This window comes from Pseudarthrobacter sp. C1, assembly GCF_034720455.1.
GTDB lineage: Bacteria > Actinomycetota > Actinomycetes > Actinomycetales > Micrococcaceae > Arthrobacter.
This window is the reverse complement of record NZ_JAYESK010000001.1, coordinates 98,362-119,292: the sequence shown is the minus strand read 5'-3', so window position 1 is coordinate 119,292 and position 20,931 is coordinate 98,362. Positions and strand designations below refer to the sequence as shown.

The window sequence follows — 20,931 nt, the reverse complement described above, 5'->3', positions numbered from 1 at the left end:
CCGTCGGACCTTCCCAATAGCTGAGGGCCCCACCGTATGGTGGGGCCCTCAGCAGTTAACCGTACTGGGGCCGGCGCTAGGCAATCCGCCGCGCTCCCGCCGCGGGCGAGACTGCGAAGATGTCTGGCGCCTTGAAGCCGGCATCCGCGAAAGCAGTGGCGACGGCGTCACGCACCTTTTGCTCCAGGGCCACCGGGGTGAGCGCTATGGTCGCCCCGCCGAATCCGCCCCCGGTCATCCGTGCACCGATGGCGCCGCCGGCGCGGGAAGCGTCCACTGCCAGGTCCAGCTCGGGGCAGGAGATCTCGAAGTCGTCCCGCATGGACGTGTGGCTGGCATCCAGCAGGGGACCAATGGCCGCTGGCCCTTGGCTTGCCAGGAGCTCCACAGTCTGGAGTACGCGATCGTTTTCCGTGACCACGTGGCGGACGCGCCGGAACGTGACGTCATCCAGGAGGCCGCCGGCTTCCTCCAGATCGCCCACCTGCACGTCACGGAGCGCCTTGACCCCCAGCACCTCCGCGCCGAGTTCGCAGGATGCCCGCCGGGAGGCGTAGCCGCCGTCGGCATGCGAGTGCGAGACCTTGGTGTCGATCACGAGCATCACCAGGTCCGCCGGCCCTGTCTCGAAGGGAACCAGGCGCACGTTCTGGTCGCGGCAGTCGAGGAAGACCGCGTGGCCTTCCGAACCGCGGAGCGAGGCGGACTGGTCCATGATCCCCGTGGGAGCGCCGACGAACTCATTCTCGGCACGCTGTGTGGCCAGCACCATTTCGCGGGCTTCGAGCCCGGCCCCGGTCAGATCGTTCAGTGCCGAGATGACCGCACATTCAATCGCGTGGGAGGAGGACAGTCCGGCTCCGAGGGGGACATCCGAGTCCAGCAGCAGGTCAACGCCCGGGACAGCGATGCCTCGCTGTTGCAGGGCCCACATCACGCCGAGCGGGTATTTGGTCCATCCTTTGGCGGAGCCCGGCTCCAGGGAATCCAGCGTGGTGCTTACCATGCCTTGGTCGCCGTAGGTGGAGAGCAGGCGCACGGAGGAATCGGGGCGGACCCTGACGGCCACCCGGGCGGTGCGGTCGATGGCGAAGGGCAGGACGAAACCCTCGTTGTAGTCCGTGTGCTCGCCGATCAGGTTTACGCGGCCCGGCGCTTGCCAGATTCCGTCCGGAGCGCCGCCGAATTCCCGCGAAAACCGTGCTGCAAGGTCCTGGGTCCCGGCAGGCGCGCCCGTGGCCAGGGGATCCGGTGCGAGGTTCACGCGTGCGCTCCTTCGGGTGCGGCCGCTGCGGCGGCGGGGGTGGTGGAAAGCGGAAGGGTCACCGCGCGCAGCCGCTCCGCGACGCTTTCCGGGGTGGTGTCATTGATGAAGGCGCCCATGGCAGCCTCCGATCCTGCCAGATACTTCAGCTTATCGGCCGCCCTCCGCGGGGAGGTCAGCTGGAGGTGGAGGTAGCCGGCGGGCCGCAGGACCGGATCCAGGGGAGCCTGGTGCCAGGCCGAAATGTACGGGGTTGGCGTGGGGTAGAGGCCGTCCACCCGCCGGAGCAGATCGAGGTAGACGCACGCGAGTTCGTCCTTCTCCTCGCCGCTCAGCGCCGCGAGGTCGGGGACCTGGCGGTGGGGCACCAGGTGGATTTCGAGCGGCCAGCGGGCGGCAAAGGGAACATACGCGCTGAAGTTCTCCCCTTCCAGGACCATCCTGCTTCCGTCCTCACGCTCGGAACGCAGCAGTGAGCCGGTGAGGGTGTCGCCGCCGCCCTGGGCATCGTAGAACCTTCGTGCTGCGGCGCCGAGGACGCCCGCGCGGGGGGTGATGTAAGGGTAGGCGTAGATCTGTCCGTGGGGGTGGTGGAGCGTTACTCCAATGTCCGCCCCACGGTTTTCGAAGGGGAAGACCTGCTTGATTCCGGGCAGCTCGCTCAGGGCCTGCGTTCGCTGCGCCCAGGCCTCGATGACGGTACGGGACCGCTCTTCGCCCAGTTCGCTGAATGATCCGGTGTGGGCGGGCGTGAACGCCACTACCTCGCAGCGTCCGTACGCAGGACCCTTGGTACCCCACGATGCCTCGCCCGGTATCGGGCCCAGCGCGGGGCCAAGTGAGGGGAAACGGTTTTCAAACACCACCACGTCGTAGTCCGAAGCCGGGATTTCAGAGGGGTTGCTGGGGGTGGTGGGGCAGATCGGGCACTGGTCCGCCGGCGGGAGGTGCGTTCGGGTCTGCCGGTGCGCGGCGACGGCAACCCACTCATCCGTCAGTGCGTCGTAGCGGACCTCGCCCGGTTCCCCCCTCGGGGGAAGTCCCCGGTGGTCGGTGGTGAATTCGGCGGCTCGCGGCTTGGGAGTCCCGGCGTCATCGAAATAGATGAGCTCCCTGCCGTCGGAGAGCATGGTGCTCGTGATAGCTGTCATGAAAAAAGTGTGACACGTTCGATCAAAAAAGAATAGTTAACAACAAAATATAACATCGAGCCTGCTGCGGGCACGTGTCCGGCCGGGGTACGGTGTTGCCCATGACTTCCAGTTATCCCCATGAATCCAACAGCGAGCCTGGCCTGCGGAGCTATGCCACCGGCAGGCAGTATGAGCTCCGCCGCGGCGATGCCCTGGCCGTGGTCACCGAACTTGCCGCCGGCCTGCGGTCTTTCAGCAGGGGAGGAACGCTCCTGACGGAAACCTACCGTGACGACCAGATCGCACCCGGCGCTGCCGGCATTACGTTGGCGCCGTGGGCCAACCGCGTGGAGGACGGCAAGTGGTTCCTGAACGGGAAAAAGCAGCAGCTGGACATCACCGAGGTGGCCAGGAACAACGCCAGCCACGGGCTGCTCCGCAATTCCGCCTATGCCCTAGTGGACGAGTCAGAGCACTCGGTTACCTTGGAGGCCACCATCTTTCCGCAGCACGGGTACCCCTTCCTGGCGCGGCACCGCGTGCAGTACCAGCTCGGGGATGACCTGGGGCTGGTGGTCCGCCAGACCCTGCTCAACGATGCCAAGGAGCCGGCACCCTTCGTCCTGGGCGCCCACCCTTACCTGCGGCTGGGTGACACGCCCGTCGAGGACCTGGTGCTGACCGTTGCTGCCGACACGCGCCTGGTGGCTGACGAGCGCCTCATCCCGCGCAGCACGGCAGCCGTCCAGGGCGAGACCGATTTCCGGGCCGGGCAGAACATCGCGGCCCTCGCCGTGGACGTCGCGCTGACAGGCCTGCACTTCGAAGCAGGGAAAGCCCGCCACACGCTCGCGGGGAAGGACGGCAGGAACGTGAGCCTCTGGCAGGACGAAGCCTGCCAATACGTCCACGTCTTCGTCAGCACCGAGTATCCCGGACGCAGCCGCGCGGTGGCCGTTGAACCCATGACCGGGCCGGCCAACGCCTTCAACTCCGGGGACGGCCTGCGCTGGCTGAACCCGGGTGAGTCCTTCACCATCGAATGGGGGATTGACTACACTCCGGGCAGCGAAGGGTAGCGGTTTCCGAATAAGCCCCGGCTGGGGAAGTATTATGCTATGACGCCAGCAGAGGATGCCGTTACCTCCCCCAGCCCTTCCCCAAGCCAGCAACTGCCTGCATTGAACCAGCCCCTGCGGGTCCTTGCGGACCGTGAACTGGACCGCGACATACCCTACGGCGTGCGGATCGCGGCGTCCTGGGCCTGGCGCCTGGGACTGATCCTCCTGGTGGGAGGTGCGCTGGTCTGGCTGCTGAGCAGGATCAGCTTCCTTATCATTCCGGTCATGGTGGCTGCCTTGCTCGCCGGGCTCCTGAGCCCGGTGGTGCGATGGCTCAAGAAAAACAGGCTGCCGTCCGGGCTGGCTGTGGCCGTCACCGTGCTGGGCTTCATCGGCCTGATCGCAGGATCCCTGGCGCTGGTGGGCAGGCAGCTGGTCGCCGGTTTCGGGGAGCTCTGGTCCGAGGCGCTCGCCGGGGTCAAGCAGATCCAGGACTGGCTGGCTGACGGGCCGCTCCATGTCACGGCAGACCAGATGGACCAGTACCTGAGGGAAGCCACCACCGCCCTGCAAAACAACACCAGCAGCATTGTCAGCGGGGCCCTGTCCTTCGGCAGCACGGCGGGGCACTTTGCTGCCGGTCTCATCCTGGCGCTGTTCATCCTGATTTTCTTCCTCCTGGAGGGGGACCGGATCTGGGCGTTCCTGGTCCGTTTGCTCCCCAGGAAGGCCAGGGCGGCAACGTTCGGTGCCGGGCGCAAGGGTTGGGCGTCAATGGTCAGCTACGCCCGCATCCAGATGTTTGTGGCCTTCGTTGACGCGGTAGGGATCGGAGTGGGCGCCGCCATTATCGGCGTCCCCCTGGCGCTTCCCTTGAGCGTGCTCGTTTTCATCGGTTCGTTCATCCCGATCGTCGGCGCCCTCGTGACCGGCGCCATCGCGGTCCTGCTGGCACTGGTGGCCAACGGCCCCATCAACGCCCTGATCATGCTCGGCATCGTCCTGCTCGTCCAGCAGTTGGAAAGCCACATCCTCCAGCCGCTCGTCATGGGCAAGGCCGTGGCACTGCACCCGGTGGCAGTGATCCTCTCGGTGGCAGCGGGATCCTACCTTGCCGGCATTCCGGGCGCCCTCTTTTCGGTGCCCATCCTCGCCGTCGCAAACACTGCCATTCGCTACATCGCCGCCAGAACGTGGGAACATGAACAAGTGCCGGCATTCACCGGAGAGCCTTTGACGGCGGGCGCCGGAGTGGACAACACCATCCGGGACGTCCAGCCGCCGGCAGTACTCAGCCGCGGCAAGGGCGCCGCCGCCGGCACGAAAGCAGAACAACCTGATGCCCCTCCCGCTGCGGAACGGGGCGCCGGGGCCGAACCCAAAGGAGAATAGTCCGTGAACATCCTCGAAACCCTTCCCGTCACGCTGGACGATGTCCTGGAGGCGCAGAAGCTGCTCGACGGGATTATTGCGCGGACGCCGGTGGAATCATCCCGCGCCCTTGGAACCATGGTGGGCGGGGATGTCTTCTTCAAGTGCGAAAACCTCCAGCGGGCCGGATCGTTCAAGGTCCGCGGCGCGTACGTGCGCATGGCGCGGCTTTCCCCCGAGGAAAAGAAGCGCGGAGTGGTGGCTGCTTCTGCCGGCAACCATGCCCAAGGCGTGGCCGTTGCCGCCAAGAGCCTGGGAATCAAAGCCCGCATCTACATGCCGCTGGGCGTGGCGCTGCCTAAGCTGGCGGCCACCCGCAGCCACGGCGCCGAGGTGATCCTCCACGGCCACAACGTTGACGAGGCGCTCGCCGAGGCCCAGCGCTACAGCAACGAGACGGGAACCGTTTTTGTCCACCCCTTCGACAACGTGGACGTGGTGGCGGGCCAGGGCACGCTGGGCCTGGAAATCCTCGAGCAGGTTCCCAACGTGGACACCATCCTCATGGGCGTCGGCGGCGGGGGGCTCCTGGCCGGGGTCGCCGTCGCTGTCAAGGCCAGGGCCAAGGAACTCGGGCGGAACATCCGCATCATCGGGGTCCAGGCCGAAAACGCCGCCGCCTATCCTCCCTCCCTCGCCGCGGATGCCCTGGTGCCCCTGAAGAAGGTCTCCACCATGGCTGACGGCATCGCCGTCGGCCGGCCCGGGCAGCTCCCCTTCAGCATCATCCGTGAGCTCGTCGATGACGTGGTGACGGTCAGTGAAGACTCGCTGGCCCGCGCACTGATCTTCCTGCTGGAGCGCGCCAAGATGGTGGTGGAGCCCGCGGGTGCAGTTGGCGTGGCAGCGCTGATGGACGGCAAGATCGAGAACCCGGGAACCACGGTAGCGGTCCTGTCCGGCGGCAACATCGACCCCATGCTCATGCTCAAGGTCATCCAGCGGGGCCTCTCCGCGGCTGGGCGCTACATGACGGTCCGCATGATGCTCGATGACCGCCCCGGTTCGCTGGCCACCATCGCCAGGATCATCGCCGAAAACGATGCCAACGTCACCGGCCTGGACCACACCCGCGTGGGTGGCGCCATCAGCATGGGGGACGTGTCCATCACGGTGAACCTTGAAACCAAGGGCCACGAGCACGGGGAACAGGTGCTCAGCGCCCTGCGTGCCGAGGGCTTCCAGCCCATCGTGGTGCACTAGGACGCCCCATGGCCGGACTGGCGGGAAACGGGAGCCTCGGGCAGCGGCGGACAGTCGCCGCCCGGGCCAAGGGCGGGCTGCTCGTGCTGGGCAGCTTCGTGGTGTTCCTCTTCGTCATCGAACTGTTCAACATGGTGATGCTGCGCTCGCTCAACGCGACGTTCGGACTCCGGCCCAGAACCGCCGACGGGCTGCTGGACATCTTCACTTTCCCGCTCCTGCACGCCAACCTGAACCATCTCCTGTCCAACAGCCTGCCCCTGGTCATCTTTGGCTTCCTGGTGTTCCTCTCGGGGCTCCGGGTATTCCTGACTGCCCTGGCCTTCAGCTGGCTGGGATCCGGCCTCACCGTGTGGCTGATTGGCGACGGCGGCATCACAGTGGGAGCGTCAGGCCTGGTGTTCGGCCTGTTTGCCTTTCTCCTGGTCCGGGGATTCATCAACCGCAGCTGGCGGCAGATCCTCCTGGCCGTGGTCCTCTTCATGGGGTACGGGAGCATACTGCTGGGGGTCCTGCCCATCGGGGCAGGCTACATCTCATGGCAGGCGCACCTCGGCGGGGCGGCCGGGGGAGTGGTGGCCGCCCTCCTGCTTCGCCGCCGCAGCCGAGCCATGGGTCCGGCGATCTAGGTTCCTGCCGCTTAACTGGAAACGCCGGCCGCCCCTTTCGGGACGGCCGGCGTTTCCAGTTAATGGACGGCTATGCAGCGTAAGGCTTGGCGGAGAGGATCTCCACCTTGATGTCCTTGCCGTTGGGAGCCGTGTAGCTCAGGGTTTCGCCTTCCTTGTGTCCAAGAATGGCTGCCCCCAGGGGTGACTTCTCGCTGAACACGTCAAGATCGGAATCGCCGGCGATTTCGCGGGAACCGAGCAGGAAAGTCTCTTCGTCGCCCGCGATCCTGGCAACGACGATCATGCCGGGCTCCACGATCCCGTCGTCCGCGGGAGCCGCGCCGACGTGGGCGTCACGGAGCAGCGCGGTCAGCTGGCGGATGCGGGCCTCGATCTTGCCCTGCTCCTCCTTGGCTGCGTGGTAGCCGCCGTTCTCCTTGAGGTCACCCTCCTGCCGGGCTGCTTCAATCTTCTGGACGATCTCTGCCCGGCCAGCGCCGGAAAGGTGGTCCAGCTCTGCCTTCAGGCGGTCAAAAGCTTCCTGGGTGAGCCAGGCTGCAGCTGCGCTGTTGGTGGTAGACACGGACTTCTCCTCTTGTGGTCCTACATGCAAAAGACCCCGCCACGGTGGCCACTTGTGGAACAGTAACCAGCTCAGCGGGGTAAAGGTATGCCTTCATTGTAGTCAATCCCTTGGAGTTAACCCAACAACGAAGCGGCGCACGTCACATGCTCCGGCCACTTTTTCAGGCGCCGGCCCCAGGCAACACCGGACTTATGTGTCAGCGGCCCAGCAGCTGTCCACCACCCCGGAGACGGACAGTGACTCCGTGCGTACGGGCACCCTCTGCGCAACTGTGCGGCCGCCGTCGGCTGTTCCGTCGGCCTGTGCGGGCGGAATGTCCACAACCTTCCACCCCACCACCGCGAACTTGGAGTCCAGTGCCTTGACGGCGCACTTGACGGCGGTTCCGGGCTCGCGCGTCACCTGGAAGTCAACTTCCGCAAGCGTGGCGTCCGTGGTGCTGTAGCCAATGTCCTTGAACGAAACGTCGGACAGCGACTGGGATGTGGAAACCCAGGCGAGGAACCCGATTCCCGCGGCCAGCGCCGCACCGCCGACGGCGCGCCTGGCTCCTGGCTGCAGCCTGCGCTTTTTAGCACCATAGCGATTGGCTAGGCTAGTGTTTGCGGGCGCGGATTGGGCCGGCTGGTCCGGGGAAGTCACCAGACCAGTTTAGTGCCCTTTCCGGCGGACGCTTGTTGGTCCCAGCCCGGGCCAGCGTCCGCCCGCCCAAGTGATCCGTCAAGCGCCCACAGGCCGCAGAAAAGAATAAGGAGCCGTCCCTCGATGACAGCGTCCAGCACCTCCCCGGCGCCGCTACGGCTGCTCGCGGTCCACGCCCATCCGGACGATGAGTCCAGCAAGGGCGCTGCGACGATGGCCAAATACGCCGCGTCCGGCGTGGACGTCCTGGTGGCCACGTGCACCGACGGGTCCCGGGGAGACATCCAGAACCCGGCAGTTGAGGGGGAGCCGCATCCCAAGCGGGACATGGCCGGCGCCAGGCGCCTGGAAATGGAACGGGCAGCGGCCATCCTGGGCATCAGGCAGCGGTGGCTGGGCTTCGTGGACTCGGGCCTGCCCGAGGGCGACCCGCTTCCGCCGCTTCCCGCCGGATCCTTCGCCACCCTGCCCCTGCACCAAGCGGCTGCGCCCCTGGTGCGGCTGGTCCGGTCCTTCAAGCCGCATGTCATCCTCAGCTACGACGAAAACGGCGGATACCCCCATCCGGACCACATCATGGCCCACCGGGTGGCAGTGGAAGCCTTCGAGTCCGCCGGTGACGGTTCGCGCTATCCGGACGCCGGCGAGCCCTGGGAACCCAGCAAGCTCTACTACGACAGGGCATTCAGTCCGGAGCGTTTCCGGGCACTGCATTTTGCCCTGGAGGAGGCCGGCCTCCAGTCTCCGTATGCCGAGCGGCTGGCAGCGTGGCTCGAAGCGGACGCGGAGGGCCATACCCCGCCTCCCGCCACCCACCCCACCACTACCCAGGTGGACTGCGGGGACTTCTTCGAAGTACGCGACGACGCGCTCCGGGCCCACAGGACCCAGGTGGACCCGTTGGGGTTCTTTTTCGCCGTCTCGCCCGAGATGCAGCGCCGGGCATGGCCGTGGGAGGACTACTCCCTGATTCACTCCAGGGTTCCCTCGGAGCTCCCCGAGCGGGATCTGTTCGCGGGGCTAAGATAGAAGCAGCCGGCAATTTCTATGTCGCGTAGAAGATAGGGTCCGGCGCCTCGCCGTCCCGCCGCGGCTTCTGCCACCCGCACCACAGAAGGTATACAACCGTGCATCACCTGCTCCTCAGCCTGGCCACCACCCCCACGCCCCTGCCCACGCCCACGCTGCGTGAGGGCATTTCAGAGGACCAGGTGACGCCCGGCCTGCTGGGCTTCATCATGACGGCGTTCTTCGTGGTTGCCACCGCACTGCTGATCGTGGACATGGTCCGGCGCATCCGGCGCGTGCGGTACCGGGCACAGGTGGAAGAGGACCGCATTGCTGCCGCAGCCGCGGCGGACGTGGAGGCGGCGGACGCCGCCCAGGATGCGTCCGGCGGGCAGGTGCCCGGCACCGTGCAGGGAACGGCCGACGGCGGGACAGGGCCCGTGCAGGGAGACCAGCGGCACTGACCATCCGCACCGGCTTCCCATGGAGTGCGGAGCCTTTCGCCCGCGGTGTTCGGCCGCGCTAGCTGAGGACCGCCATGGCTATGGCCGTGAAGTGTGCCGCGAAGGCCACCACGGTCAGGGCGTGGAACAGCTCGTGGAAGCCGAAGTGGTGGTAGCTGATGTTCGGTTTTTTCAGCGCATAGAACACGGCTCCGGTGATGTACAGGATGCCGCCCACGCAGATGAGGACAGCCGATGGAATGCTGGCCTGGAAAAATTGCGGCAGGTAAACGAGGGCGCCGCAGCCCAGGGCTATGTAGATGGGTACGTAGAGCCAGCGCGGGGCATCCGTCCACAGAAGCCGGAACAGCACCCCGAGGATGGCCCCGGACCAGATGACCCACAGCAGGAGGACCGCCTGGGGGCGCTCCAGCAGGGTCCAGGCCAGGGGCGTGTAGCTGCCGGCAATCACCAGCATGATGTTCGTATGGTCCAGCCGCTTGAGGACGATCTTAACCCTTGGCGACCAGTTGCCCCGGTGGTACACCGCGCTGACTCCGAACAGCAGGACGCCCGTTGCCGCGTAGACGGCGGACGTAATTTTGCGGTCCGTCGTGGGGGCAAGAACCACCAGCACGATTCCTGCCGCCAGTGCGAGCGGCGCCGTAACGGTATGGATCCAGCCCCGCCATTTCGGCTTGATCATCAGGAGTTCGGCCAGCCGGACGGCGGCGTCGTCCACAGCGTTTGTTTCGTGGCCTGATTCCGCCCTGCTGTCCTTGCGCTGCGGCGTCCGCGGGGCGTCCGGGGTGTCGCTGTTCATGCTCCCAGAATAACCTACGCCGCAGTAAGTTACTGATGAGTAGCTATGTGCGGAACGGCCTTCCGGAGCACGTCTGCAGGTCCTGGCCGCTCCGGACGGTAGCCTAGGATGTGCAAGTACGTACAGCAAGGAAGTCAGGTGAGTGAGCGCGTGGAGTTGCCCGGGTTCCTCTACGGCTTCTACGAGCGCAGGCTGCTCAAGGACCTTCCGCGTGACCGGATACCCCGGCACATCGGCGTGATGGTGGACGGGAACCGCCGGTGGGCGAAGCAGTTCAATGCCCCCACCAGCCAGGGCCACCAGGCGGGCGCAGACAAGATCCACGAGTTCCTTGGCTGGTGCCAGGAGCTCGGGGTCAAAGTGGTCACCCTGTACATGCTGTCCACCGACAATATGAACAGGTCCAGTGAGGAACTGGACCTCCTGATGGGCATCATCGCCAACACCCTGGACCGCCTGGACGAGGACGCCAACATCTCCGTCCATGCGATGGGTGCCCCGGAGCTCCTGCCCGATTACCTGGCAGAACGGCTCAACAAGCTGACCGCGCGGACTCCCGTCAGGGAGAAGATCCACGTCAACGTGGCCGTGGGATACGGCGGCCGGCGGGAGATCGTCGACGCGGTGCGGGAACTCCTCCACGATGCCGTGGCGAGGGGAGCGGACATCTCCCAACTGGCCGACGACCTCTGCGTGGACGACATTTCCCGGTTCCTGTACACCCGCGGCCAGCCGGACCCGGACCTGGTGATCCGCACATCGGGGGAGCAGCGGCTCTCCGGCTTCCTCATGTGGCAGAGCGCCTACAGCGAGTTCTACTTCTGCGAGGCCCTGTGGCCCGCATTCCGCAAGGTGGACTTCCTGCGGGCCCTGCGCGACTACGCGGGGCGGCAGCGCCGCTTCGGCTCCTGACACATCCGGTTAATCACGAGTTCATAGTCCCGCAACAGGAATCGCCGCGTAATGGTTGCGGAAATTAGTTGGCGTGGATTTACGTTATATCCATCAGCAGGCAAAACCGCCGGCTGATCGGGGAGGCCAGTACATGGAGCGAAACATCGCACCGGTTGTATGGGAGGCCGGACCCGGCCTCGTGGCCGAGCCGCCTCACCAATAACAATTCCGGGCTGGTGCCCGGGGCTGGAGTCGATGTGGCTACTTCTGAACAACTGCCCGAGGTCCTTTCCGACCAGGGAGAGAAAGCTACCTCTCGCGCCATGCGAGCCACCATACAAACCGGTGCGGCAGAAGATGCCGCGGCCGGTTTTGCTGTCTCCGGAAGGGAACCCGCCATTAACACCTTCGTCATCGACACCTCCGTCCTGCTCTCCGACCCCCGTGCGCTGCTCCGCTTTGCGGAACACGAGGTGATCGTCCCGGTGGTAGTCATCACGGAACTGGAAGCGAAACGGCACGACCCCGAGCTTGGCTACTTCGCCCGGAAGGCGCTCCGGCTGCTCGACGACCTTCGGGTCAAACACGGCGGACTCAACCAGCCCATTCCCATCGGCGACGACGGCGGCTCCCTGATGGTGGAGCTCAACCACATCTCCTCCGAGGTCCTTCCGCTGGGATTCCGCAGCGGCGACAACGACAGCCGGATCCTCGCCGTGGCGAAGAACCTCGCCAACGAGGGCCGCAACGTCACCGTTGTGTCCAAGGACCTTCCGATGCGCGTCAAGGCCTCCGCCATGGGCCTCACCGCCGACGAATACCGCAACGAGCTGGTGAAGGATTCAGGCTGGACCGGCATCGCCGAAGTGGAAGTCGGCGAACAGGAGATCTCCACGCTGTACGGCCACGAGCCCGTATTCATCCCCGCCGCCGCGGAGATGCCGGTCAACACCGGACTCGTGCTGCTCTCCAACCGCGGCTCCGCCCTGGGCAGGGTGGGGGCAGACAAGCAGGTCCGGCTCGTCAAAGGCGACCGCGACGTGTTCGGGCTCCACGGACGGTCCGCGGAGCAGCGGCTGGCCATCGACCTGCTGATGGATCCCGCCGTCGGCATCGTCTCCATCGGCGGCAGGGCAGGCACCGGCAAGTCCGCCCTTGCTTTGTGCGCCGGCCTGGAAGCAGTGCTGGAACGCCGAGAGCACCGCAAGGTCATCGTGTTCCGGCCCCTCTACGCGGTGGGCGGCCAGGAACTGGGCTACCTGCCCGGCTCCGAATCCGAAAAAATGAACCCTTGGGCGCAGGCGGTTTTCGACACCCTCGGCGCACTGGTCAGCCAGGAAGTAGTGGAGGAGGTCATGGACCGCGGCATGCTCGAGGTCATGCCGCTCACCCACATCCGCGGACGCTCCCTCCACGACGCCTTCGTGATCGTTGACGAAGCCCAGTCCCTCGAGAAGAACGTCCTGCTCACCGTCATGAGCCGCATGGGCCAGAACTCAAAGGTCGTGCTGACCCACGACGTCGCCCAGCGCGACAACCTCCGCGTCGGACGCCACGACGGCATCGCCGCCGTCGTCGAAACGCTGAAAGGACACCCGCTCTTCGGCCACATCACCCTGACCCGCTCCGAAAGGTCCCCGATCGCAGCCCTGGTCACCGAACTCCTCGAAGGCTAAGCGGGGGTGCCCGGGTGCCCCTTCCTCTGCGTGCTGGCTCCTCCGTCGCCTTTGACGCACGCTGCCGGAAGGCGCACCCGGGCACCAAGTCCCGGCACTAGCTGATGTTCAGGAAGTTCGCGGCTGCTTCGTGGCCCTCTACCTTGACGGTCCAGTCGGGGCGCTTGAAGGAGTCCGGGGTGAGGCGGACGTGCTGGACTGTTTCGACTTGCGTGCCCCAGGCCTTTCTGGTGATGCCGTTGAGCTCGTAGCCGAGGGAGCGGGAGACGCCGAGGGAGGCTTCGTTCCAGCTGGCGGCCTCGGACTCGGCTACTTCTGCGCCCAGCCAGTCAAACGCGTAAAGGGCGACGGCGGCACGCATCTCCTTGCCAAAGCCGCGGCCCTGCACTGACTGCTTGAGCCACGATCCCGTGCTGACCGTCTTGAGGGTGGCGAAGTCCTTGGCCCCGACGTCCTGGCAGCCGATGAACTCACCCCCGTGCCAGATGCCCAGCAGGAGGGTCCACGACTCGGGGGTGCACTCCGCGCGGCAGCGCCAGTACCAGCGGGCCATGTTCGGTCCAAGCTCTTCGGCCGGAAGCTCAGTCCATGGAGTGCTGAACGGGTTTCTGTCGCGGGCATGAATCCCGCTCTGCGCCGCTGCAACTGCCGCCGGAATCTCATGGTCCTGGATGGGGCGCAGCTCCAGCCGGGGCGTTGCCAGCGTGAGATCGAAGAGCGGCCACACGGTGTTCAGCGTCGTCATCCGCGAAGCCTAGCCGATGAGCCCGCATTGCGGCCTGTCACAGTCAGGCGGGGACATCCCAGCTGATGTGGCGCCGGACGTCCGTAAGGTTCATGGACTCGGCCAGGAACAGGTCGTCCAGCATGTACTCATCTACGGCGAGGATCCGCAGCCAGTGCCCGTACTGGTCCGTGTCGGATTCAAGGGAGCGGCTGGAAACACACACACCCGTTCCCAGGTCCACCCGGATCCGGCTGCGGCCCGGCAGGCACAGGGGAGCGGCAGGATCCACGGGATGGTAGGCGGCGGTGGGGGAGACGACGGCCTCGAGCGCGGGCCGGCCCTCATGCTCCCTACGGTGGATGTCGTGGAGTTCCATGGCGTTACTGCCCGGGAACTCGAGGGGCACAGGGGCGTTGCCTGCGAGTTCCACCGGGTCCAGGGCGGCGGAGAAGCGTCCGTTGCCGAAACCCGGCTCGCCGTAGGCTGCTTCCGGGCGGCGCCGCACCAGCCCCAGGTCGTCGTAGACGGGCGTCACCAGATGGGGCGGGAGGAGCCAGGATCTCCGGGTGGAGCTGGTGTAAAGGCCGTCCTTTGAATCGTTAATTCCCGTGGTGCTGTGGAGGACCAGTCCCTCAGGGCTTTCGAGGCGGAGTGCCCCGGGCCGGCGCAGCCAGGCGCGGACAAGCGGAGCAGCAGGACTGGGGGCCTCTGCAAACGGCTCGTCCCAGTATTCAAAGCGCAGCGACTGCCACTTCCAGGGAGAGGACCGGCACAGGTCCCGGAACATGGCCGCGAGGTCCGTCGAGGCAGCACCACTGTCCGGATCCGGCCGGTGCCGGGATTCCCACGTCGCCATATCCACAGTTTACGCGCGGCCAGTACTGCCACGGAGCGGAAATCCAGTAGCATCCGAGGGTGATCCAACGACTGGGCGAACTGTGGCAGCACACCCCGCTGGCCTTCTGGCTGGTGCTGGCTGCCTGCGCCTACTTCGCGGTGATGGCCGTGCGGCTCACAGTGATTGACGTCCGCCACCACCTCCTGCCAAACCGGATTGTCTTCCCGTCCTACGCCGTTGCCGGTGTGCTCCTCCTCGCGGCGTCGGCCTTTCCCGGAACCGGCGACGGCGGGGCCCCGGATTCTCCCGGATCTCCCGCAGGCATCCTGGCCCTTCCGGTGCTCCGGGTAGTGGCCGGAGCCGCCATCCTGTGGCTCTTCTACTTCATTCTCCGGGCGGCCTACCCACCCGGAATGGGATTTGGCGATGTGAAACTCGCAGGAGTCCTGGGTATGTACCTCGGCTACCTTGGCTGGGGCCACCTGTTTGCCGGTACCTTCCTGGCCTTCCTGCTGGGCGGCGTGTGGTCCATCGTGCTCCTGGCCGCGCGCAGGGGGACATTGAAATCCTCCATCCCGTTCGGGCCGTTTATGCTCGCAGGAACTGCTGCGGCCATGCTGCTTCCGGCCTGACCCTCGGCAGCAAGGGGCCCGGGGACAGCTTCCAGCGGGCAAAGGGGGCAGACACTTCGGTAGGCTGGCGGGATGCCAGCGCCTGACTACGTCCTGAAGCTCCGTAAGAAAATCGGCAATGATCCCCTGTGGGTTCCCGGGGTCCGCGGCGTGGTGGTGGACGCGCTGGGACGTGTCCTGCTCGCACAGCGGGCGGACAACAAACAATGGGCCCTGGTCAGCGGGATGCTGGAGCCCGGGGAGCAGCCGGCCCGCGGCCTGGTGCGGGAGATTTTCGAGGAAACGGCAGTGGTGGCCGAACCCGAGCGGGTGGTCTCCGTCGGGGCCGTTGGTCCCTTTACCTACCCGAACGGCGACGTGTGCGAGTTCCTGGATGTGGTGTTCCTTTGCCGCTACGTTTCCGGAACCGCCCGGGTGAATGACGACGAATCCCTGGCCGTCGGGTGGTTCGGCATTAATGAACTGCCTGAACTCATGGCCGGCCACCTCACCAGCATCCACCGTGCCCTGGCTCCGGCGGAAGCCGCCCACTTCGAACCCTGAGCCCTCCCGGGCGTTCATGCGACGGCCGCCCGCCTTCGCGGGAAATCCCGGCGCTCGCAGCTGGCCTTAAAGACGCCGGCCGCCCGCCTTCGCTGGGAAGATGGGCGGCCGGCGTCGTGCTTGCCACCGCCAGGCGGACCTGGCGGGGAAGGGGACCTAGGCCTTGTGGGCCGGAGCCGTCATGGTGGTGACATCCAGTGCCTTGTCCAGATCGGCTTCGGACACCTTGCCCTCGCCGTCCCCGACGAAGCCCAGCTTCTCGGTTGCCTGGCGCACGGTAAGGCCCTCAGCCACGGCCGTCTTGGCGATCTTGGCCGCGTTCTCGTAGCCGATGTACTTGTTCAGCGGGGTCACGATGGACGGTGAGGCCTCGGCCAGGAAGCGGGCGCGCTCCACGTTCGCGGTGATGCCGTCAATCATCTTGTCCGCCATGACGCGGCTGGTGTTGGCGAGCAGGCGGATGGATTCCAGCAGGTTGGACGCCATGACCGGGATGCCGACGTTAAGCTCGAACGCGCCGTTGGTGCCGGACCAGGCGATGGCGGTGTCGTTGCCGATGACCTGTGCCGCCACCATGATGGATGCCTCGCAGATGACCGGGTTGACCTTGCCCGGCATGATCGAGGAACCCGGCTGCAGGTCCGGGATGGCGATTTCGCCAAGGCCCGTGTTGGGGCCCGAGCCCATCCAGCGGAGATCGTTGTTGATCTTCATGAACGAGATCGCGATGTTGCGCAGCTGGCTGGACGCCTCGATCAGGCCGTCGCGGTTGGCCTGGGCCTCGAAGTGGTCGCGGGCCTCCGTCAGGGGAAGCCCCGTGTCGGTTGCCAGCAGTTCGATGACGCGCTCCGGGAAGCCCGCCGGGGTGTTGATGCCGGTGCCTACGGCCGTGCCGCCGAGCGGAACCTCAGCGACGCGGGGGAGCGAGGCGTTGATCCGCTCGATGCCGTAGCGGACCTGCGCGGCGTAGCCGCCGAACTCCTGGCCGAGCATCACCGGGGTGGCGTCCATCAGGTGGGTGCGGCCGGACTTGACGACGTCCTTGAACTCGACAGCCTTCCGCTCCAGGGACTCGGCAAGGTAGCCGAGGGCCGGAATGAGGTCGTTGATCAGGGCCGAGGTGGCGGCGACATGGACCGATGTGGGGAAGACGTCGTTGGAGGACTGTGAGGCGTTGACGTGGTCGTTCGGGTGCACAACCTTGTCACTGCCGGCGGCCTTGAGGGCGCGCGAGGCAAGCTCGGCGATGACCTCGTTGGTGTTCATGTTCGAGGACGTGCCGGAGCCCGTCTGGAAGACGTCGATGGGGAAGTCGCCGTCATACTTGCCGGCGGCCACCTCATCGGCTGCATCTGCGATCGCCTTGGCCAGCTCGCCGTCGAGCACACCCAGTTCAGCGTTGGCCTGGGCGGCAGCCTTCTTGACCCGGGCCAGTGCTTCAATGTGCGCACGTTCCAGGGTCTTGCCGGAAATGGGGAAGTTCTCCACTGCCCGCTGCGTCTGCGCGCGGTACAGTGCGTTCACGGGGACGCGGACTTCGCCCATCGTGTCATGTTCAATGCGGAACTCTTCAGTGGAAGTCATGGGGCTAGCTTAGGACGCACGGGCGCCGCATCGAAAACCGTGAACTGCTTGCTACAGGCCCACCGCCGCGGCAGGTTTGGGAAGCTCCTAGTGCTCGCCGATTCCGGAAACCAGGTTGGCGCGGCCTTCGGCCAGGCTGTACGAGAGGCCGATGACCGCGGTCTTGCCCGAGCCGATTGCGTCGGAAATCACACGGGAGCTGTCCACGAGGCGCTGCGATGTCTGCTTGACGTGTTCCACCACCATGTCATTGACTTCGGTTTCGTCATTGCGCAGGGAGGTGAGGACCGACGGCGTAATCCGTTCCACCAGGTCCCGGATGAAACCTGTCGGCATCTCTCCGGTTTCCACCGCGGACTTCGTGGCGCTGACGGCCCCGCAGCTGTCGTGCCCCAGGATCACGATCAAGGGCACCCCCAGCACTGCCACGCTGTATTCCAGCGAGCCCAGGACGGCGTCGTCAATGACTTGGCCGGCCGTCCTGACGACGAAGACGTCGCCGAGACCCACATCGAAGATGATCTCTGCGGCGAGCCGCGAGTCGGAGCAACCGAAGATGACGGCGAAGGGGTGCTGGTTCTCCACGAGGGACGACCGCCGTGACGCATCCTGGTTGGGGTGCGAGGTCTCACCGTTAACGAATCGTTCATTGCCTTCGCGCAGACGGCGCCAGGCGAGTGCAGGAGTCAGATAGGTAGCCACGCGCCTACCTTACGGTGCGGCGGGCGCGGAGGGTGAAACTGTGACAGCCGGGTTGCTTTCCAGGGACCTGACGACGGCGTCCGCCAGCACGGCGATCTCGTCCAGCTGGGCCTCCCCGGACAGGACAACGGTGGTGCCGCGGTAGTCCAGCACCAGGGACTTTTCGCCCTTGCCGGTGTCCCGAAGCTGCCAGTCCTGCCCGCCGGCGTTCCGGGAGCCGGTGACGGGCGCGTTCCTGGTTTGCTGAAGAAGCCAGGTGGGGTTGGCGCTCCTGGTCTGGACCAGGCTGATGAAGGACTCCCTGGGCGTCAGGTAGCCCACTTCCCAGGTGGGGACACCGCTGCCGGTTCCGGCTTCCCACCGGGCGTAGTTCGGCCGGAAAGTATTGCCGGTGTCCGGGGCCACGGGTGTGAATCCCGCCACATCCGTGGCGTTGCGTGCGGTGGCTCCCACATCGATGTTCGGACGGTAGCCCTCGCTTTTGGGGAGCGGATTCATGAGGATGATGGGCAGGAACGCGGCGATGCTCACCACCAGGGCGATGACCATTCCAATCACCGAGGCGTTGGCGCGCTTGGCGGCTGCCGCCGGAATGACGGGCTTGGCCTGCCCCTGTCCTGCCGTGGCGCCGGACACGCTGCTGCCTCCGGATCCGTGCGGCTCGGGACTGGGGGTGGTCTTTTCCTGCATGTCATTCACCCCTCTATAGTCGCCCATCGCGGCAGTCAACTTCCATTTGGCCTCCGCGGGCTCCCTGGCACGGCCTCCTGGCACATTGCGGTGTTGCGTCATCCGCCGCTCCGAAGGCGGTGCCGCGACTATGATCGATATCAGAGGAATCACCGCCCTGCTGCACCGGCGGGGTGGGTTCAATGATCGCCACTCGAAGAAGAGGTTCACGTGTCACCAGCGTCCATGACCCAGAAGTACTCCACGCTCTCCCCGTCCCTGGCGGTGGGCAATGATGAGCCGGACCGGAACCTTGCCCTCGAGCTCGTCCGCGTCACCGAAGCAGCCGCAATCGCCGGCGGCCACTGGGTTGGCTTCGGCGACAAGAACAAGGCTGACGGTGCCGCCGTTGACGCCATGCGCTCCTTCCTGCAGACCGTCCACTTCAACGGTGTCGTGGTCATCGGTGAAGGCGAAAAAGACGAAGCTCCGATGCTTTTCAACGGCGAACGCGTCGGTGACGGTACGGGGCCCGAATGCGATGTGGCCGTTGACCCCATCGATGGAACCAGGCTGACCGCGCTGGGCATCAACAACGCCCTCGCCGTCCTGGCAGTGGCAGAGCGCGGCTCCATGTTCGACCCCTCCGCCGTGTTCTACATGGAGAAGCTCGTCACTGGCCCGGAAGCCGCTGACATGGTGGACCTCCGCCTCCCGGTCAAGCAGAACCTGCACCTGATCGCGAAGGCCAAGGGCGTCAAGGTCAACCAGCTCAACGTCATGATCCTCGACCGTGACCGCCACAAGCCGCTGGTGGAGGAAATCCGGCAGGCAGGCGCGCGCACCAAGTTCATCATGGACGGCGACGTGGCAGGCGCCATCGCGGCCGCCCGCTCGGGCACCGGCGTCGACGCACTGATGGGCATCGGCGGGACCCCGGAGGGCATCGTGGCCGCCTGCGCCATCAAGTCCCTCGGCGGTGTCATCCAGGGCCGCCTGTGGCCCACCAGCGACGAAGAGAAGCAGAAGGCCATCGACGCCGGCCACGACCTCGAGCGGGTCCTGTCCACCAACGACCTCGTCTCCAGTGACAACTGCTACTTTGCCGCCACCGGCATCACCGACGGCGACCTCCTCAAGGGCGTCCGCTACTCCAAGGACAGGGTCCTCACCCAGTCCATCGTCATGCGTTCCAAGTCCGGCACTATCCGCTTCGTTGACGGCGAGCACCGGGCTGACAAGTGGGAAGGCTACGCCCGCAAGAGCTGACCCCGGCCGCGTTGTGATCCCAGGCCCCCGGAGCGCACCGCGTTCCGGGGGCCTGGCGTTTAAGCCGTTGGTATAGGGTTGAAGCCATGATTCCTGCTGTTGTGCCCTGTACTGACCGCGCCCTCTGGGACGACCACGTTGACCGGTTCCAGGGACATCCGCAACAGCTCTGGGGGTGGGGCGAGACCAAGGCCATGCACGGCTGGTCCGTGGACCGTGTGCTCATCAATGACGGCGGGAACACCATTGGCTGCGCCCAGTTGCTGATCCGGCGCCTTCCCCTTCCGTTCCGTGCGCTGGTGTACATTCCCCGTGGCCCCATGTGTGCACCGGAGAACGCGCAGGCGGTCCTCAACAGCCTGGCCCGCCATGCCGCCGTCCGCCACCGGGGAGTGGCCCTGAGCATCGAACCGGACTGGGACCAGGATTCAGTTTTCGCCGGTGCAGTGGCGGCCGCCGGGTTCCGGTCATCCAGCAATACGGTGCTTATCCCGCGGACCCTGATCCTTGACCTCACCAGGACCGATGACGAGCTCATGGCGGACATGTCCAAGTCCACCCGGGCCAACATCCGCAAGGCCATGCGCAGCGACGTTGAGTTCCGCAAAGTGAAGAACGACGCCGAACTTGAGCAGGTACTGGCCGTCTACCACGAGACCGCGGACCGGGCCGGTTTCGGGATCCACGAGGACCAGTACTACCGGGACATCTTCAAGAACATGGCGGACGGCTCGCCGATCATCGGGGCGTTCGACGGCGAGCAGCTGCTGGCGTTTGTCTGGCTCGCCAGGAGCGGCGCCACCGCCTTCGAGCTCTACGGCGGCGTGTCCGGCGAGGGGCAGAAGCAGCGCGTCAACTACGGCGTGAAATGGGCGGCGCTGCAGGCGATGCGCGAGGACGGATGCTCCCGCTACGACTTCAACGGGCTGCTCAACGACGGCATCTCCGACTTCAAGAAGCAGTTCGCCAAGCACGAGAACATGCTGCTGGGCACCTGGGAAAAACCGCTTTCGCCGTTCTACCCGGCCTATGCCCAGGCCATGCCACTGGCGCGGCGCGGGCTGCAGACCGGCCGGCGGCTGCTGAAGGCTGCTGCCGGCAGGGTCCGGCCCGTACTCAAGAAGCTGCGCCCGGGCAGCTAGCCCCGGCAGGCAAAGGGCGACGGCGGCACCCGCCCGGGTGCCGCCGTCGC

22 protein-coding genes are annotated in these 20,931 nt (G+C 66.0%); 12 read left to right on the top strand and 10 right to left on the bottom strand.

Annotation, left to right across the window (positions count from 1 at the left end):
- Positions 1–76 precede the first annotated feature (76 nt).
- Positions 77–1,264 (bottom strand): galactokinase, encoded by a 1,188-nt coding sequence (galK, locus tag U7114_RS00510; protein ID WP_323056231.1) that lies wholly within the window; start codon positions 1,262–1,264, stop codon positions 77–79.
- Positions 1,261–2,415, bottom strand: coding sequence for a galactose-1-phosphate uridylyltransferase (galT, locus tag U7114_RS00505; RefSeq protein WP_323056230.1), 1,155 nt, complete (start codon positions 2,413–2,415; stop codon positions 1,261–1,263). The genes galK and galT overlap by 4 nt, the downstream gene beginning before the upstream one ends.
- Positions 2,416–2,516: 101 nt before the next feature.
- Here galT and U7114_RS00500 point away from each other — a divergent pair, with 101 nt between their 5' ends.
- From U7114_RS00500 to U7114_RS00485, 4 genes are read left to right on the top strand one after another with little or no spacing between them, the layout of a single operon-like run.
- Positions 2,517–3,476, top strand: coding sequence for an aldose 1-epimerase family protein (locus U7114_RS00500; protein WP_323056229.1), 960 nt, complete (start codon positions 2,517–2,519; stop codon positions 3,474–3,476).
- Positions 3,477–3,515: 39 nt separating this feature from the next.
- The gene (locus U7114_RS00495; RefSeq protein WP_321215723.1) at positions 3,516–4,850 is read left to right on the top strand and encodes an AI-2E family transporter; all 1,335 of its coding nucleotides are present in this window, start codon (positions 3,516–3,518) and stop codon (positions 4,848–4,850) included.
- A gap of 3 nt (positions 4,851–4,853) precedes the next feature.
- Positions 4,854–6,092, top strand: a complete 1,239-nt coding sequence (gene ilvA, locus U7114_RS00490; RefSeq protein WP_323056228.1) for a threonine ammonia-lyase — start codon at positions 4,854–4,856, stop codon at positions 6,090–6,092.
- 8 nt (positions 6,093–6,100) lie between these two features.
- Positions 6,101–6,721, top strand: coding sequence for a rhomboid family intramembrane serine protease (locus U7114_RS00485; protein ID WP_323056227.1), 621 nt, complete (start codon positions 6,101–6,103; stop codon positions 6,719–6,721).
- 70 nt (positions 6,722–6,791) lie between these two features.
- Here the strand turns inward: U7114_RS00485 and greA are convergent, their stop codons facing one another.
- Positions 6,792–7,286, bottom strand: coding sequence for a transcription elongation factor GreA (greA, locus tag U7114_RS00480; protein WP_321215725.1), 495 nt, complete (start codon positions 7,284–7,286; stop codon positions 6,792–6,794).
- Between the two features lie 192 nt (positions 7,287–7,478).
- Positions 7,479–7,931: a DUF4307 domain-containing protein gene (locus tag U7114_RS00475; RefSeq protein ID WP_323056226.1), complete on the bottom strand. Its 453-nt coding sequence runs from the start codon at positions 7,929–7,931 to the stop codon at positions 7,479–7,481.
- Positions 7,932–8,054: 123 nt separating this feature from the next.
- On the opposite strand from U7114_RS00475, the gene mca reads away from it, so the two are divergent.
- A complete protein-coding gene (gene mca, locus U7114_RS00470; RefSeq protein ID WP_157238730.1) occupies positions 8,055–8,960 on the top strand; it encodes a mycothiol conjugate amidase Mca in 906 nt (301 codons plus the stop codon).
- A gap of 98 nt (positions 8,961–9,058) precedes the next feature.
- Entirely contained in the window at positions 9,059–9,403 is a 345-nt protein-coding gene (locus U7114_RS00465; protein WP_321215727.1) for a hypothetical protein, read from the top strand.
- 58 nt (positions 9,404–9,461) lie between these two features.
- Here the strand turns inward: U7114_RS00465 and trhA are convergent, their stop codons facing one another.
- Positions 9,462–10,205: a PAQR family membrane homeostasis protein TrhA gene (gene trhA, locus U7114_RS00460; RefSeq protein ID WP_409339712.1), complete on the bottom strand. Its 744-nt coding sequence runs from the start codon at positions 10,203–10,205 to the stop codon at positions 9,462–9,464.
- Between the two features lie 150 nt (positions 10,206–10,355).
- Here trhA and U7114_RS00455 point away from each other — a divergent pair, with 150 nt between their 5' ends.
- Together U7114_RS00455 and U7114_RS00450 are read left to right on the top strand one after the other, a co-directional pair.
- The gene (locus U7114_RS00455) at positions 10,356–11,117 is read left to right on the top strand and encodes an isoprenyl transferase (RefSeq protein WP_321216230.1); all 762 of its coding nucleotides are present in this window, start codon (positions 10,356–10,358) and stop codon (positions 11,115–11,117) included.
- A 239-nt stretch (positions 11,118–11,356) separates the two neighbouring features.
- Complete coding sequence (locus U7114_RS00450) at positions 11,357–12,775, top strand: PhoH family protein (protein ID WP_323056225.1); 1,419 nt, start codon at positions 11,357–11,359, stop codon at positions 12,773–12,775.
- Between the two features lie 97 nt (positions 12,776–12,872).
- Here U7114_RS00450 and U7114_RS00445 read toward each other — a convergent pair whose 3' ends face one another.
- Both U7114_RS00445 and U7114_RS00440 read right to left on the bottom strand, forming a co-directional pair.
- On the bottom strand, positions 12,873–13,520 hold the full coding sequence (locus U7114_RS00445; RefSeq protein WP_323056224.1) for a GNAT family protein: 648 nt from the start codon (positions 13,518–13,520) through the stop codon (positions 12,873–12,875).
- Between the two features lie 43 nt (positions 13,521–13,563).
- Complete coding sequence (locus U7114_RS00440) at positions 13,564–14,358, bottom strand: hypothetical protein (RefSeq protein WP_157238727.1); 795 nt, start codon at positions 14,356–14,358, stop codon at positions 13,564–13,566.
- Positions 14,359–14,417: 59 nt separating this feature from the next.
- Between U7114_RS00440 and U7114_RS00435 the strand changes: the two genes are divergently transcribed.
- Together U7114_RS00435 and U7114_RS00430 are read left to right on the top strand one after the other, a co-directional pair.
- On the top strand, positions 14,418–14,972 hold the full coding sequence (locus U7114_RS00435) for an A24 family peptidase (protein WP_321215734.1): 555 nt from the start codon (positions 14,418–14,420) through the stop codon (positions 14,970–14,972).
- A gap of 72 nt (positions 14,973–15,044) precedes the next feature.
- The gene (locus U7114_RS00430; protein WP_321215735.1) at positions 15,045–15,515 is read left to right on the top strand and encodes an NUDIX domain-containing protein; all 471 of its coding nucleotides are present in this window, start codon (positions 15,045–15,047) and stop codon (positions 15,513–15,515) included.
- Positions 15,516–15,671: 156 nt separating this feature from the next.
- On the opposite strand, the gene U7114_RS00425 is transcribed toward U7114_RS00430, so the two are convergent.
- From U7114_RS00425 to U7114_RS00415, 3 genes are all read right to left on the bottom strand, one after another.
- Positions 15,672–17,099, bottom strand: a complete 1,428-nt coding sequence (locus U7114_RS00425) for a class II fumarate hydratase (protein ID WP_091418460.1) — start codon at positions 17,097–17,099, stop codon at positions 15,672–15,674.
- A gap of 87 nt (positions 17,100–17,186) precedes the next feature.
- On the bottom strand, positions 17,187–17,801 hold the full coding sequence (locus U7114_RS00420; protein WP_321215736.1) for a carbonic anhydrase: 615 nt from the start codon (positions 17,799–17,801) through the stop codon (positions 17,187–17,189).
- Positions 17,802–17,810: 9 nt separating this feature from the next.
- Positions 17,811–18,491 (bottom strand): DUF4245 domain-containing protein, encoded by a 681-nt coding sequence (locus U7114_RS00415; protein WP_323056488.1) that lies wholly within the window; start codon positions 18,489–18,491, stop codon positions 17,811–17,813.
- Between the two features lie 225 nt (positions 18,492–18,716).
- Between U7114_RS00415 and glpX the strand changes: the two genes are divergently transcribed.
- Positions 18,717–19,739: a class II fructose-bisphosphatase gene (gene glpX, locus U7114_RS00410; RefSeq protein WP_157242613.1), complete on the top strand. Its 1,023-nt coding sequence runs from the start codon at positions 18,717–18,719 to the stop codon at positions 19,737–19,739.
- A gap of 86 nt (positions 19,740–19,825) precedes the next feature.
- On the top strand, positions 19,826–20,881 hold the full coding sequence (locus tag U7114_RS00405) for a lipid II:glycine glycyltransferase FemX (protein ID WP_323056223.1): 1,056 nt from the start codon (positions 19,826–19,828) through the stop codon (positions 20,879–20,881).
- Positions 20,882–20,931: the final 50 nt, after the last annotated feature.